The organism is Planomonospora corallina (assembly GCF_042650625.1).
In the GTDB taxonomy this organism is placed as follows: domain Bacteria; phylum Actinomycetota; class Actinomycetes; order Streptosporangiales; family Streptosporangiaceae; genus Planomonospora_B; species Planomonospora_B corallina.
Map to the genome: position 1 here is coordinate 144422 of NZ_JBHSBM010000017.1, position 14101 is coordinate 158522.

The following is a 14101-nucleotide window of genomic DNA, read 5'->3' on the forward strand; positions in this document are numbered from 1 at the left end:
GCCTGCGGACCGCGACCGGCCGGGGACGGTGGCGCGGGTCAGCCGGGGACGGCGGCGCGCCAGCGGAGCGGGCCGCCGGGGGAGGCGGCGATCAGCCGGCCGGCGTGGGCGGCGAGCGTGGTCGCGCCGCCGGCGTCGCACAGGTCCGTCCACTCGGCCGGGGCGGCGAGCGGCAGGCGGGTGCGGACGCGGCCGTCCGCGCAGACGGCGTAGAGGCGGCCGTTCACGGCGGTGAGGGCGACCACGTCCGGGGCGGCGCCGACCCGCGTCCAGGAGCCGTCGCCCGCCGAGCACCAGAGGTGGCCGGCCCAGGTCGCGAACAGCTCACCGTTCACCATCGCCAGCCCAACCGGGCCGCCGGGGGCCGTCTCACCGTCCGCGACCGCGCCGCCGGGGACTGTTCCGCCGTCCGTCACCGGGCCACCGGGGGCCGCTCCATCGTCCGTCACCGGGCCGTCCGTCACCGGGCCGTCCGTCACCGGGCCGTCCGTCACCGGGCCGTCCGTCGCCCGGCCGTCCGTCGCCCGGCCGTCCGTCGCCCGGCCGTCCGCCGTGCCGCCGGGCGCGCGGCCGATCGCGGTCCACGAGCCGTCGGACTCGCGGCGGACGAGGCGGCCGTCGGCGGTCAGTCCGTAGAGGGTGATGGGGCGGCCGGGGGAGGCCTCGCGAGGCGAGGCCAGGGCGACCACGCCGGGGGCGGGCCCGGCGGGGCGCCAGCGGAGGTTCTGCCCGCAGATCTCCCGGGCGGACAGCGAGCCGTCCGGCCCGGTCCCGTACAGGGTCGAGCCGACGGCGGCCAGCGCGTGCAGGGGACCGCAAGGCCAACGCGGGCCGTGAGGGCCACCTGGGTTGTGAGGATCACCCGGGTCGCGGGGGCCGCCCGGGCCGATCACCTCCCACGCCTCCGCCGCCGGTCCCGACAGGCGGTCCAGCACGTTGCGGGTGATCCGGGCGACGAGCGGATCGTGCAGGGTGTTGCCCCAGTTCACCGTGGCCGCGGTGAACACCGTCCCGGCGCCCAGGCGCATCACGCCCATGGTGGCCATGCCGCCCTGGCCGTACCGGTCCCAGTGGCGCAGGTCCGCGGTGGCGAGGATGACGAAGGACGGCGGCGTGCCGTCGCGGCCGGTGGCCAGGGGCACCCCGTCCACCTCGGTGAAGTCGCAGGCGTCGGTCTCGTAGCCGATCGCGCCCCGGCCGAACGCGTCGCCCTCGCCGAGTCCGGTCCCCTCGAACGCCCAGTGCTCCGGGAACCGGACGGTGTAGGACTCGGCGTGCATCTTCTCCATGTACGGCCCCCAGGTTCCGGCGCCCCGCCGGAAGCTCACGCCGATCAGGCCGTTCTCCGGCCGGTCGACCGGCGCGCTGGACCACTCGACCGTGGTGAGGGCGGGCTCCGTCGCGGCCACGGGATCGGCGGCGGCGTCGCGGTGGCAGACCATGGTCCGCCCGCCGTCCTCCAGGCGGAACTGCCACCAGCAGGTGTTTCCGGAGAACACGGCGAGGTTGCCGCCGCGGCGGACGAAGTCCTCGACGCTGTCGCGCATGCCCGCCGACCAGTACTCGTCGTGGCCGTTGACCACCAGCAGGCGGTAGCCGGCCAGCAGGCCGGCGCCGTCGTGCAGGTCGAGCCCCGAGCAGTAGTCCACGGCGTACCCGGCGGGCCCCAGCCAGCGGATCATGCCCTCCTCCCAGCGCTCCGGCGGCGGGCCGCCGCCCGGCCGGTCGAAGGAGACGCGCGCGGCGCGGGTGGGCTGCTCGGTCCAGTACAGCGACTCGCCGGGGATCCCGGCCCGGTTGTAGGCCTGCCAGGTCGGGAACGGGACCGAGAGCAGGATGGGCGAGGCGGGCCGCGCGGCCCGGACCACGAAGTGCACCTCGGCGGTCTCCTCGCCGTCCTCGCCGGAGGTGAAGACGGCCCGGTAGAGCGAGCTCGTCCAGTCCCCGGGCACGTCGAGGTCCCAGTGCGGGCCCCGGAACGCGCCGCCGGGCAACCGCCGGCCTGCGGCGGTGTCCTCCACGGTCACCGTGCCGCGCAGCGGGGCCCGCGAGGTGCGGGTCAGGTGGAAGCGGAGCCGCCCGCCCTGGGCGACGGAGGTGGACTCGGCGTAGGCGCAGATCGTCATCCGGCGGGCTCCGGGACCTCGTCGCAGGCCGCCTCCACCAGCAGCGACTCCAGATCCAGCAGGTAGCGCTCCATGGCCGGCCGGGACAGGAAGCGGGTGTCGGCGGTCAGGGAGACGCCGAGGCCGCCGGGCTCGGCGGTCACGTGCAGGCAGAACCGGCAGTTGAGGTTCTCCTGCCGGAGCGGCCAGGACAGCGCCGTCTCGGCCGCCGCCCGCCGTACCTCCGCCCCGCCGGGGACGGGGCCCGCCCGGTCGGCGAAGCGCATGTCGTTGAAGCAGCAGTAGGGATGGACCGGTGTGCCCCGCTCCCGGCTCGCCTCCGCCGTCAGCCGATCTCGGTCGCGCGGGTCGTGGTAGGCCGAGCGGTAGGCGTTCAGCGCGGCGGGCCCGGCCGCGCGCAGCAGTTCCGTGAAGGAGCCCCGGCGCGGGCCGAGCACGAACAGGCCCTCCTGGGAGAGCGTGGTGACCGCGTTCGCGGTGCCGCCGCGGAAGCGGTTGGCCACGATGGGCAGCATGGCGCAGACGTCGCGCCCGGTCACCGTTCCGGTCAGCGCGGTGGCGGCGGCCAGCAGCACGGTCGAGGTGCTCGCGGCGTGCGTGGCGGCGAGCCGCCGTACGGCCAGCTCCGCCGCCCGGGAGACGAGCAGCGCCCGCCAGACCGGCGGGTCCGCCGCCTCCCCGGAGGGCCGGTCGAACATGGTCGGCGGGATGCGCCGGTACTCCCGCTCCCAGTGCCCGGCCGCGGCGCGGGCGGCCCGCCGTCCCGGCTCGGACTCCTGCCAGCGGGCCAGGTCCAGCGGCTGCGGCGGGACGGGGCCGGGCACGGAGCCGCGCAGCAGGAGCAGGCGCAGGTCGCGCAGGGCCGCCTCGGCGCCCAGCCCGTCGGCGGCCAGGTGGCAGAAGACGAGGACGATCTCGGTGACCTCGCCGCCGTCGACGACGAGGCCGGCCCGGAGCGGCCACTCGCAGGCGTAGTCGAACGCGGTGGCCGCCAGCTCGCCGAGGAGCCGCTCGGGGTCGCCGGTCGCGAGCGTGAGCGGGAGCGCGCCCGCGCTCTCCAGCACCTGGTACGGCCCGGCCTCCCGGTACGGGTCCGCTTCCCGGTACGGCCCGGCCTCCGGGTGGGGCCCCGCCTCCTGGTACGGCCCGGCCCCGCCGAGCCGGGTCCGCAGCGATTCGTGCCGCTCCACCAGCGCGCCGAGAGCCTCGGCGGCCCGCTCCGGGGTGAGCGGCCGGGCCCGTCCCGGCACCGTGAGCACCCGGCCGAAGTTGAAGTAGTGGTCGTCGGGCGCGGTGGCGCGGATGGTGTCCCAGATGGCCCGCTGTCCCCAGGTGAGCGGGGCCGTGCCCGCGCGGCCGCCCGCGAACCGGGCGTCCATCAGCGCGCCCCGGCCAGGTGGCGCTCCAGCGCGTCCAGGTCGTTCAGCGCCGCGGCCCCGGCGGCCGACAGATCGAACTCGATCCCGAACTCCGCCTCCACCGCGTCGATCAGCCGCATCTGGGCCAGGGAGGTGAACCCCAGCGCCGCGAGCGGCACCTGCGCGGCCAGCGCCTCCTCGGCGGTGACCGCGCCGTCCGAGGCCGCGGCCACCAGTTCGGCCAGCCGCCTGACGGTCGCGCTCCGCTCCCGCGGATCCGGGGCGGGCGGGGTCCGCTGCTCAGGCATCACCGTCTCCTCTCGCGCTGAGCGGGCGCAGGTCCGTCCAGACCCGCTCGATGTGGGCCAGGCACTCCTCCCGGCTGCCGGAGGCGCCCTCCGCGCGCCAGCCGTCCGGCAGCTCCCGGCCCGCCGGCCAGATCGAATACTGCTCCTCGTGGTTGACCACGACGAGATGGCTCATCCTCGGCTCCCCGCTTCCATGAGGCGTCGCGCCTCCTCCTCCGGCAGCGCGGCGAGCTCGGCGACCAGCAGCTCCTCCACCGCGGCGGCGAGCCCCGCCACGGTGCTCCGCGTGAACAGCGTGCGGATCGGCACGTCCACCTCGGCGAGCGCGCGGATCCTGGCGACGACCCGGGCGGCGGTCAGCGAGTGGCCGCCCAGGGCGAAGAAGTCGTCGTGGGCGCCGACCCCGGTGACGCCGAGGACCTCGGTGAAGACCTCGGCCACCAGCTCCTCGGCGTCGCCGCGCGGCGGGACGTGCTCGCGGGGCGCGGCGGCCGGCTCGGGCAGCGCGGAGCGGTCGATCTTCCCGTTGGGCGTCAGCGGCAGCGCGTCCACCACGGTGAGCACCGCGGGCACCATGTGGCCGGGCAACTCCCGGGCCAGGTGTCCGCGCACCCGGTCGAGCAGGGCGCGGTGCGCGTCCGCCGCGGCGTCCGGGGCGGCCAGGGTGTCCGGGGCGGGCGCGGCTCCCGCACCGTCCGTGCCGTCCGAGCCGTCCGCACCGTCCGTGCCGTCCGTGCCGTCCGTGCCGTCCGTGCCGTCCACGGCCTCGGCCTCGGCCTCGGCCTCGGCGCCGCCGGCGTACGGCTCCGGCACGAGATAGGCGACCAGGAGGTCGCCGCGGACCGCCGCGACGGACTGCCGGACCCCGGGACAGGCGTCCATCACCGCCTCGATCTCGCCCGGCTCGATCCGGTGGCCGCGCAGCTTGACCTGGTCGTCGAGGCGGCCGAGGAACTCCAGGGTCCCGGCGGGCCGCAGCCGGGCCCGGTCACCGGTCCGGTAGCGGCGGGAGCCGCCCGGCCCGGGGACGAAGCGCTCGGCGGTCAGCGCGGGGCGGCCCAGGTATCCGGTCGCGACCCCGGCGCCGCCGATGAGCAGCTCGCCCGGGACCCCGACCGGGACCTCCCGGCCGGTTCCGTCCACGACGTGGACCGTGGTGTTGGCGATCGGGCGGCCGATCGCGATCTCGCCGGGATCGGCGGGCACCTCCCAGGCGGTCGACCAGATCGTCGTCTCGGTCGGGCCGTACACGTTGACGAGGCGGTCCACGCGCGGGCGCAGCTCGCGGGCGAGCCGGAGCGGGAGCGGCTCGCCGCCGGCCAGCGCCGTCACCCGGGGCAGGTCGCCGGTGAGCAGCACCCGCCAGCCCGACGGCGTCGCCTGCACGTGGGTGACCCCGTGCCCGCGGACCAGCCGGGCGAGCTCGGCGCCGTCCACGGCGGCGGCGGCGTCCGCGACCACCACCCGGCCGCCGGTCACCAGCGGCAGGTACAGCTCCAGGGCGGAGATGTCGAACGACAACGACGTCAGCCCCAGCCACACGTCGCGCGGGGTGGAGCCCAGCAGCGACCGCATCGCCAGCAGGAAGTTCACCAGCGCCCGGTGCGGGACCACCACGCCCTTCGGGCGGCCGGTGGAGCCCGAGGTGTAGAGCACGTAGGCGGGGTCGCCGGGCCGGGCCGGGCCCGCCGCCGGAGCACGGCCGGACGGTGCGGGCGGCAGGTCTTCGAGCGAGGTCAGGACCAGGGCGGCGGCCGAGTCCTGGAGCACGTACGCGGTGCGGGCCTCCGGGTAGCCGGGGTCCACCGGGAGGTAGGCCGCGCCGCTGAGCGCCGTGCCCAGCAGGGCGACGAGCATGTCGGCGCCGCGTTCCATCCGGATCGCGACCAGCGAGCCGCGGCCCGCTCCCGCCGCGGTCAGCCGGGCCGCGGTCTCCGCGGCCCGGCGGGCCAGCTCCGCGTAGGTCAGCGTGTCCGGGCCGGCGACGACCGCCACCGCGTCCGGGGTGGCCGCGGCCTGCGCCAGGACCAGGTCGGCCAGCGTCGCCTCGGGCAGGTCCGCGCCGGTGGCGTTCCAGGCGTCCAGCAGGGCCGACTCCGCCTCGGGCGCCATCCGCAGCCCGCTCACCGGCGACTCGGGGCCGGCGACGGCCGAGGCGAGCAGTTCCTGGAAGCGCTCGGCGAACCGCGCCACGGTCGCGTGGTCGAACAGCTCGGTGCTGTAGATGATCCGCCCGCTGAGCGCGCCGTCCGGGTCGGCCGCCATGTCGACCGACAGGTCGTAGCGCGCGGGGTGCCAGCCGTTCGGGAACGGGACGGCGGACAGCCCGGGCAGCGGGTCGGGGTCCTCGCCGTGGGTGTGCAGGGCGAACATCGTCTGGAAGACCGGGGTGCGGCTGAGGTCGCGCCGCACGTCGAGCTCGGCCACCAGTCGTTCGAACGGCACGTCCTGGCGGGCGAGGGCGTCCAGCACCGCGCGGCGGGTGCGCCGGAGCAGCTCGGCGAAGGAAGGGTCGCCGGACAGGTCGCAGCGGACCGGCAGCGTGCTGGAGAAGAACCCGATCAGCGGCTCCAGCTCGACCCGGTTCCGGCCGGCCGTCGGGGTGCCCACGCAGAAGTCGTGCCGGCCGGTGTGCCGGGCCAGGAGCACCTGGTAGGCGGCGAACAGCACCATGTACGGCGTGCAGCGCGCCCGGCGGGCGAGCGCGGCGATCTCCGCGGCCGCCTCCGGGCCGATCCGGAAGTCGAGCGCGGCCCCGGCCGAGGAGCGCTGGGCCGGGCGCGGCCGGTCGGCGGGCAGGTCCAGCGGGGGGACCCCGGCCAGGTGCCCGGCCCACCAGCGCAGGTCGGCGTCCGTCCAGTGCCGCTCGCGGGCGTGGTCGCCGTACTGGAGGGGGAGATCGGGCAGCGGCGCCGTGCCGCGGCTGCCGTAGTGGGCGGCGACCTCGGCGCGGAGCACGTTGAGCGACCAGCCGTCGCTGATGATGTGGTGCACGACGACGCACAGGACGTGGTCGCCGGGTCCCAGCTCGACCAGTGCGACCAGGAAAGGCGCCGCGGCGGTCAGGTCGAAGGCGGTGTTGGTGAGCGCGGCGACCAGGCGCCGGGCCTCCTGTTCGCCGGCGGCGGTCAGCCGCCGGACCGGCACGGGCGCGGGCGGGTCGACGACCGCCACCGGCTCTCCGCCGGTCTCGCGGAACCGGGTGCGCAGGCTCTCGTGGCGGGCCGCGACCGCGGTGAACGCGGAGGTCAGCGCGTCCTTATCAAGCGACCCTTTCAGCCGGTAAACATAGGATGTGTTGTAGCTCGGATCCGTCGGGTCGAAGCGGTGGAGAAACCAGAGGCGCTGTTGGCCGGGGGAGAGCGGGTGCTCCCTCACCGGGCCGGCCGAGGAGGCGCGGGAAGGTCCGGTCTCTGGTCGGGGCACGGGGGCTCCTTCGGCGGACGCGGGTTCGTGGTCACGCGGGCGGAGGAGAGGCCACATGTGCGGCCATCCGTCCTGCGGGCATCAGCCCAGCTTTTTCGGTGTTCCAGCGTGCATCTTTTTGGAAAGAAACTTTCCGGTTAGATGTGGCTCGCTAGTTTCGCACCCGCTCTTCCGGTCACGCAAGACCCTGTGGCGCGGGGGTTCCCGGCTCCGCCGAGGGTCGGCCGGAGACTCTTGCGCGGCCCCGCCGGGCGTGCAAGACTGACGCCCGCATCGGAATAGTAAAGATTCTTTCCTGTAATGGTCGTGGTGTTCCTCTGTCCGCGATCGCAATACATCCGATCTTTATCGGGAGGTTCACATGGTGAACCCGACCCTCCCCCACCTCCTCGCGGACCGGGCGCTCGCCGACCCCGACGGAGTCGCACTGATCGTCCAGGGATCGGCGCCGCTGACCTACGGCCGGTGGCACGAGCGGTCCACCGCGGTCGCGCACGGCCTGGTGGAGCGCGGCGTCGCCCGCGGCGACCGGGTGGGGCTGGTCTTCGGGAACGCGGACTGGGCGGACTACGCCGTGGCCTTCATCGGGGTGCTCAAGGCGGGAGCCGCCGCGGTGCCGCTCTCCGACCGCCTCACCGCCGCCGACCTGCGCTCCATGCTCGGGCACTGCGGCGCGGCCGGGGCCGTGCACGCGCGGGGAGCGGGCGGGGGTCCGGACGTCCCCGGCGGCGGCTGGACCGCGACGCTCGACGGCCTGAGCGCGCAGACATCCCACGACCTCCCCGATCCCGCGCCCGGAGACCTCGCGCAGATCCTCTACACCTCGGGCACCACCGGCCGTCCCAAGGGCGTCGCGGCCGCCCACGCCAACCTGGCCCACGGGTGCGGCGCGCGGCGGCGCCCGTTCGCGCACTCCCGGCACCTGGTCCACGCCTTCCCTGTCGGCACCAACGCCGGCCAGATGATGCTGGTCAACGCGGTGGACGCCTGCCCCGCCGTGGTCACCCTGCCCCGGTTCACCCCCGGCCGCTTCGCCGCGCTGATCGAGGAGTACCGGGCCGGGACGGTCTTCCTCGTCCCGGCGATGGCGATCGAGCTGCTCGGCTCGGGAGCGGCCGGGCGGCACGACCTGTCCAGAGTGCGGCTGCTCGGCTCCGCCGCCGCCCCGCTGCCCGCGGCGGTCGCCGAGGCGCTGCCCGGGGCCTTCCCGAACGCGACGATCGTCAACTACTACACCTCTACCGAGGCGGCCCCCGCCCAGACGGTCATGATGGTCGACCCGGAACGGCCCGGCAGCGTGGGCCGGGCGGTGGCCGGAGGGCGGGTCAGGATCGCCGGACCGGACGGGGAGCCGCTCCCGCCGGGCGAGACCGGCGAGGTCTGGATGCGCTCGGCGGCCGCGCCGCGCTCGTACTACGCGGAGCCGGGCTCCGGCACCTTCCGCGACGGCTGGGTCCGCATGGGCGACCTCGGCTACCTGGACCGGGACGGCTACCTCTACCTCGTCGACCGCGAGAGCGACGTGGTCAAGTCCGGCGCCCACAAGGTCTCCACCCTCCGCGTGGAGGAGGCGGTCTTCCGGCACCCGGCGGTGGCCGAGGCGGCCGCGTTCGGTGTGCCGCACCCGGTGCTCGGGACCGTCGTCGCCGTCGCCATGGCCGTCCGCGCGCCGCTGACCGCCGAGGAACTGCGGCTCTTCCTCGCCGACCGGCTCGCGCCGTACGAGATGCCCGCCCACGTGGTCACGGTCGCCGCGCTGCCCCGCAACGCGGGAGGCAAGGCCGACAAGCGGGCGCTGCGCGCGGATCTGGCGGCGCGGGAGGCGTCCGGGCCGGCGGAACGGGCCCCCGCGTGAGCGCCGGAACCGCCTCCCCCCGGGAGGAGGTGGAGGCCACCGTCCTCCAGCAGGGCATCTGGGTGACCGAGCAGACCACCGGGGCGGGGACCGCCTACCACATGCCCCTCCTGGTCCACCTGCGCGGCGGTCCGGACCCGGACGCGCTGGCGGCGGCCTGCGCCGCGGTCGTGGACCGCCACCCGGTCCTGGGCTCCGTCGCGGCCGAGACCGCGGGCGGGCTGCGGCTCGTCCCCGGAGCCCCGGTGCCGGTACGGCGCCGGCGGACACCCGGGTGGGGAGACCCGGCGGGGAATCCGGAGGACTGGCCGGAGGCGGTGCGGGAGGAGGTCCTCGCCCCCTTCGACGTGGACACCGGGCCGCTGGCCCGCTTCGCCGTCCACGAGACCGGCCCCGGACGGCTCACCCTGGCCTTCACCGCCCACCACCTGGTCTTCGACGGGCACTCCAAGGACATCCTGGTGGCCGACCTCGCCGCGCTGTACAACGGTGAGGACCCGCACCCGCCGCCCCCGCTCGACCCCGGCCGGGCCGAGCGCGAGCGGATCGCCGAGGCGCTGCCGGCCGCCCGGGAGTTCTGGTCGTCCCGGTGGCGCGAGCCCGGCGAGACGGTGGTGCGCGGCCGGGCGCTGCGCTCCCGCCGGGCGGCCGAGGGCCGCACGCTCCGCCTCCGCGCAGGACTCCCGGCCGTCGCCGGGCTGACCCGGTTCGAGACGCTGCTCGCCGCGCTGCACGCCCTGCTCGCCGGGTACGGCAACGCCGCCGTCACGACGGCCGTGGACCTGTCCACCCGCCCGGCGGAGGCGGCCGGGCACATCGGCGTGTTCGTCAACGAACTGCCCGTCACCTCGCACCCGGAGCCGGGGGAGACCTTCGGCGCCTTCGCCACCGGGCTGCGGGCCCGGCTGCGGGAGGTCTACCGCTTCCGCGGCGTCCCGCTGAGCAGGGCGCTGCCCCGGCTGCGCCCGCACGCCGCGCTGGCGCCCGTCTCGGTCAGCTACCGCGCCCGCGCCCTGCAGGACCCGGTCTTCAGCGGCCTGGAGTGCGCGGTCGACCGGACCGTCCCCAACGGCTCCGTCCGCGGCGCGCTCCACCTGCAGTGCGTGGACGGGCCGGACGGCCTCGACATCGCCCTGCGCCACGACCCCGGGGCGCTGCCGGACGCCGGCGCCTTCGCGGCCGACCTGCTCCTGCTGCTGGAACGGGCCGGGCGCGATCCCGGCCTGCGCCTGCGCGACCTGCCGGCCCCCCACCGGACCACCCCGTGACCCGCCGCGACCGGCGGCGGGCCGCCGCACCACCCCTGGAGAACGCACATGGGTTCCGTCACCACCCTCACCGACCAGGTTCGGGAGATCTGGGAGGAGGTCCTGGGCGTCTCGCCGATCGACGACCACGACGACGTCTTCGACCTCGGCGGCCACTCGCTGACCATCACGCAGATCATCGTCCGGATGCGCAAGCGCCTCGGCGTCGAGGTCGAGCTGGACGACTTCTTCGACAACCCCACCGTCGCCGGGATCGTCAAGCTCCTCGGCGGTGACCGGGGCGACGACCGAGACGGTGACCGGGGCGACGACCGAGACGGTGACTGAGACGGTGACTGAGACGGTGATCGGGGCGGTGACCGAGACGGCGGCCGGGGCGGTGACCGTGACCCCCGCCCGGGAGAACCCCGGCCCCTCCGGCGCCCCGGGGACGGGGCTCTCCCGGCTGGCCGACGACGACCTCGAACTGCTGCTGCTGATCCGGCACTTCGAGCTGACGCTGCTGCGGCTGTACGGCAGGGGCGAGCTGAACGGCACCACCCACACCTGCCTGGGCCAGGAGTACGTGCCGGTGGCGCTGCGCCCCCTGCTGGGACCGGCCGACTTCGTCTTCAGCAACCACCGCGGCCACGGCCACTACCTGGCCCGGTTCGGCGACGCGCACGGGCTGCTGGCGGAGATCATGGGCAGGGAGGGCGCGGTCTGCGGCGGGGTGGGCGGCAGCCAGCACATCCACCGGGACCGCTACCTGTCCACCGGGGTGCAGGGGGAGAGCCTCCCGGTCGCCGCGGGCGTCGCCCTGCACCTGCGGCGCGGCGGGGCGGGCGCGCTGGCGTGCGTCTACATCGGCGACGGCACCTGGGGCGAGGGCGCCGTCTACGAGGCGCTGAACCTGGCCGCCCTCTGGGGCCTGCCGCTGCTGGTGGTCGTGGAGAACAACGGCATCGCCCAGTCCACGCCCACGGGCGCGCACCTCGCGGGGAGCATCGCCGGGCGGGCGGCGGCGTTCGGGATCGACCACCACCTGGTCGTCTCGGCCGACGTCAACGAGATCCGTCCCGCGCTGGCGCCGCTGGTCGCCCGGGTGCGGGAGGGCCGGCCACTGGTGGCGGAGTTCCGCACCCACCGGCTCGGCCCGCACAGCAAGGGGGACGACACCCGCCCGCCCGCGCAGGTCCGCGCGGCCCGCGCGCACGACTGGTACGCACGCTACGCCCACGACCACCCGGGCCACTTCCACCCGTCCGACGAGCGGGTCCGGGCCCGGGTCGAGGAGATCGCGGCCGAGGTCGCCGCCCGCCCGCCGTCGAGGTGGTCGCCGTGCGCGTAGCCGAGAACCTCAACGCCGCCCTGCACGGGCTGCTCGACGACGACCCGGCGGCGTACGTGCTGGGCGAGGACGTCCTCGACCCGTACGGCGGCGCCTTCAAGATCACCAAAGGGCTCTCCACCCGCTTCCCCGGCCGGGTGATCACCACCCCGATCAGCGAGGGCGCCCTCACCGGGGTCGCCGCCGGGCTCGCGCTGGCCGGCAACACCGCGGTGGCCGAGATCATGTTCGGCGACTTCGCCACGCTCGCCTTCGACCAGCTGTGCAACTTCGCCGCGAAGTCGGTGTCGATGTACGGCTCGCGCCTGCCGCTGCGGATGGTCGTCCGCTGCCCCACCGGCGGCGGCCGCGGCTACGGCCCCACGCACAGCCAGAGCCTGCAGAAGCACTTCGTCGGGGTGCCCGGCCTGGCCCTGTACGAGATGTCGCCCTTCCACGACAACCGCGAGGTGCTCGCGGCCATGGTGGAGCGGGGCGAGCCGTGCCTGTTCTTCGAGGACAAGGTCCTCTACACCCGGCAGACGGGGGAGACCGGCCCGCTGCTGCGGGCGCGCCGCGACGGCGACCTCGCCGTGGTGGAGCCGGTCGTGCCGGAGCTCGCCGCCCGCCCCGACTGCGTGATCATCGCCCCGGGCGGGACGGCGCACCGGGCGATGGAGGCGATGCGGTCGCTGCTGCTGGAGGAGGAGATCGCCTGCCGGCTGCTGGTGCCGTCCCGGCTGTACCCGCTGGACGCCGAGGCGCTGCTGCCGCACCTCGGGCAGGTCGTGCTGGTCGCCGAGGAGAGCGCCCCGGGCGGCGCCTGGGGCGCGGAGGTCGCCCACCAGGTCCACCGGCGGGCCTGGGACCGGCTGCGCGGGCCGGTCCGCCTGGTCTGCTCGCGGGCGTCGGTGATCCCCACCGCCGCCCACCTGGAACGGGAGGTCCTCCTCGGTGCCGCCGATGTCCACCGCGCCGTACGCGAGGCCGTACGGCGGGTAGCGCAGGAGGCGCCGCGTGGCTGACGTCCTCGTCCCCAAGCTGAACAACCAGGACACCGAGTACCTGGTCGTGGAGTGGCTCGTCGGCGACGGCGAGCCGGTGCACGCCGGTGAGGCGGTGGCGGTCCTGGAGACCTCCAAGGCCGCCGACGAGATCGAGGCGGACGCCTCCGGCCGGCTGGTCCACGTCGCGGCCAAGGACGCCTGGGTCGCCCCGGGCGCCGTACTGGCCCGCGTCGTCACCGGCGACCCGGCCGGACCCGATCCGGCCCGCACCGCCGGATCCGCCGCGGATCGCACCGGGTCCCCGTCCAGGCCGTCCACCGGGGAACACGCAGGGAAGCCCGCCGCGGCGTCCGCCGCGGAGGCGGTCTCCGGCGCGGACGCCGCCTCGGCGATCACCGTCCCGGCCCGGATCGCGATGGCGGAGCTGGGCGTCTCCGAGGAGCAGGTGCTGGCCCTGGGCCTGCCGCTGGTCCGCCGGGCCGACGTCGAGCGCCTGGCCGCCGGCCGTACCTCCCAGGGCGCGGATCCGCAACGGGCCGGGACCGCTCCCGGCCCCGCCGGGGCAGGCGAGGGTCCACGACCGGACGGGACCGCTCCCGGCCCGGCCGGGGCGGGGGACGCCGCCGTCTCCACCGGCCCCGCCGATCCGGAGGCGGGCGGCGGGTCCGGGACGCACGGGCTGCCGCGGGTCCAGCGGGCCGTGGCGCGCGCGGTCGCCCTCTCCCACCGGACGGTCCCGGCCGCGTACACCGTGATGCGCTTCGACGTCGGCCCGGCGCTGGCGCGGGCCCGCGAGCTGACCCGCGAGGTGCGCAGGCCCGTCGGGTTGCCCGAGCTGTTCGTGCAGGCGGTGGCCCGGTTGCACGGGCGGTTCCCGCTGCTGTTCGCCTCCGCCGAGGACGCGCCGGGTTCCGCCGGCCCGGTCGTCAGGTTCTCCGCGGCCCCGTGCGTGGGGGTCACCTTCGACCTGGGCGAGGGCCTGTACGTGCCGGTCGTCCGCGACACCGGCACCCTGCGCGCCGTCGCGGACACGCTGATGCGCCACCGGCTGGCCGCCGCGACCGGGGACTTCCGGGAGCGGGACCTGACCGGGGCGAACATCACCGTCACCCTGCACACCGACGCCGACGTGGTCCTCGCCGTCCCCATCGTCCTGCCCGGCACGGCCGCCGCCCTCGCGGTGACCTCTCCGCGGCCGGAGACCGTCCTGGCCGCCGACGGCTCGGTGACGGTGCGGACCGTCGCCGACATCGGCCTCGCCTACGACCACCGACTCGTCAACGGCCGGGACGCCGCACTGTTCCTGGCCGCACTCCGTCAGGAGATCCATTGACCGGGACCGCACCGACCCCGCCCCCCGCACCGGCCCCGCCGGACGCCGTGCCCGCCGCTTCCGCCGTGCCCGCGCCGGGCACGTTACCTGCCGTGCCCGTCCCGTCCACCC

Annotated in this window: 11 protein-coding genes; 6 read left to right on the plus strand and 5 right to left on the minus strand. The window is 76.2% G+C overall.

Going from position 1 to position 14101, the window contains the following annotated elements; all coding sequences use genetic code 11:
• Window positions 1–38: 38 nt before the first annotated feature.
• Genes ACFOWE_RS13840 through ACFOWE_RS13860 form a run of 5 tightly spaced genes read right to left on the minus strand, consistent with a single transcriptional unit; the run spans window position 39 to window position 7218 of the window.
• A complete protein-coding gene (locus tag ACFOWE_RS13840; protein ID WP_377287699.1) occupies window positions 39–2126 on the minus strand; it encodes a N,N-dimethylformamidase beta subunit family domain-containing protein in 2088 nt (695 codons plus the stop codon).
• Window positions 2123–3505: a hypothetical protein gene (locus tag ACFOWE_RS13845; RefSeq protein ID WP_377287700.1), complete on the minus strand. Its 1383-nt coding sequence runs from the start codon at window positions 3503–3505 to the stop codon at window positions 2123–2125. Before ACFOWE_RS13845 ends, ACFOWE_RS13840 begins: the two co-directional genes overlap by 4 nt.
• Entirely contained in the window at window positions 3505–3792 is a 288-nt protein-coding gene (locus tag ACFOWE_RS13850; RefSeq protein WP_377287701.1) for an acyl carrier protein, read from the minus strand. Before ACFOWE_RS13850 ends, ACFOWE_RS13845 begins: the two co-directional genes overlap by 1 nt.
• Entirely contained in the window at window positions 3785–3967 is a 183-nt protein-coding gene (locus tag ACFOWE_RS13855) for an MbtH family protein (RefSeq protein ID WP_344857144.1), read from the minus strand. The genes ACFOWE_RS13850 and ACFOWE_RS13855 overlap by 8 nt, the downstream gene beginning before the upstream one ends.
• Complete coding sequence (locus ACFOWE_RS13860) at window positions 3964–7218, minus strand: amino acid adenylation domain-containing protein (protein WP_377287702.1); 3255 nt, start codon at window positions 7216–7218, stop codon at window positions 3964–3966. The genes ACFOWE_RS13855 and ACFOWE_RS13860 overlap by 4 nt, the downstream gene beginning before the upstream one ends.
• Window positions 7219–7579: 361 nt before the next feature.
• Here ACFOWE_RS13860 and ACFOWE_RS13865 point away from each other — a divergent pair, with 361 nt between their 5' ends.
• Genes ACFOWE_RS13865 through ACFOWE_RS13890 form a run of 6 tightly spaced genes read left to right on the plus strand, consistent with a single transcriptional unit; the run spans window position 7580 to window position 13990 of the window.
• Window positions 7580–9073, plus strand: a complete 1494-nt coding sequence (locus tag ACFOWE_RS13865) for a class I adenylate-forming enzyme family protein (protein WP_377287703.1) — start codon at window positions 7580–7582, stop codon at window positions 9071–9073.
• Window positions 9070–10341, plus strand: coding sequence for a condensation domain-containing protein (locus ACFOWE_RS13870; protein WP_377287704.1), 1272 nt, complete (start codon window positions 9070–9072; stop codon window positions 10339–10341). The genes ACFOWE_RS13865 and ACFOWE_RS13870 overlap by 4 nt, the downstream gene beginning before the upstream one ends.
• A gap of 48 nt (window positions 10342–10389) precedes the next feature.
• Window positions 10390–10668, plus strand: a complete 279-nt coding sequence (locus ACFOWE_RS13875; RefSeq protein WP_377287705.1) for a phosphopantetheine-binding protein — start codon at window positions 10390–10392, stop codon at window positions 10666–10668.
• Window positions 10669–10672: 4 nt separating this feature from the next.
• Complete coding sequence (locus ACFOWE_RS13880) at window positions 10673–11671, plus strand: thiamine pyrophosphate-dependent dehydrogenase E1 component subunit alpha (RefSeq protein WP_377287706.1); 999 nt, start codon at window positions 10673–10675, stop codon at window positions 11669–11671.
• A complete protein-coding gene (locus ACFOWE_RS13885; protein ID WP_377287707.1) occupies window positions 11662–12675 on the plus strand; it encodes an alpha-ketoacid dehydrogenase subunit beta in 1014 nt (337 codons plus the stop codon). The genes ACFOWE_RS13880 and ACFOWE_RS13885 overlap by 10 nt, the downstream gene beginning before the upstream one ends.
• Entirely contained in the window at window positions 12668–13990 is a 1323-nt protein-coding gene (locus ACFOWE_RS13890; protein WP_377287708.1) for a 2-oxo acid dehydrogenase subunit E2, read from the plus strand. Before ACFOWE_RS13885 ends, ACFOWE_RS13890 begins: the two co-directional genes overlap by 8 nt.
• The last annotated feature ends 111 nt before the right edge of the window (window positions 13991–14101 follow it).

What these genes read in the sequence shown, in the direction of transcription:
- ACFOWE_RS13840 (WP_377287699.1), bottom strand. Translation starts at nt 2,126, where the DNA reads ATGACGATCTGCGCCTACGCCGAGTCCACCTCCGTCGCCCAGGGCGGG.
- ACFOWE_RS13845 (WP_377287700.1), bottom strand. Translation starts at nt 3,505, where the DNA reads ATGGACGCCCGGTTCGCGGGCGGCCGCGCGGGCACGGCCCCGCTCACC.
- ACFOWE_RS13850 (WP_377287701.1), bottom strand. Translation starts at nt 3,792, where the DNA reads ATGCCTGAGCAGCGGACCCCGCCCGCCCCGGATCCGCGGGAGCGGAGC.
- ACFOWE_RS13855 (WP_344857144.1), bottom strand. Translation starts at nt 3,967, where the DNA reads ATGAGCCATCTCGTCGTGGTCAACCACGAGGAGCAGTATTCGATCTGG.
- ACFOWE_RS13865 (WP_377287703.1), top strand. Translation starts at nt 7,580, where the DNA reads ATGGTGAACCCGACCCTCCCCCACCTCCTCGCGGACCGGGCGCTCGCC.
- ACFOWE_RS13875 (WP_377287705.1), top strand. Translation starts at nt 10,390, where the DNA reads ATGGGTTCCGTCACCACCCTCACCGACCAGGTTCGGGAGATCTGGGAG.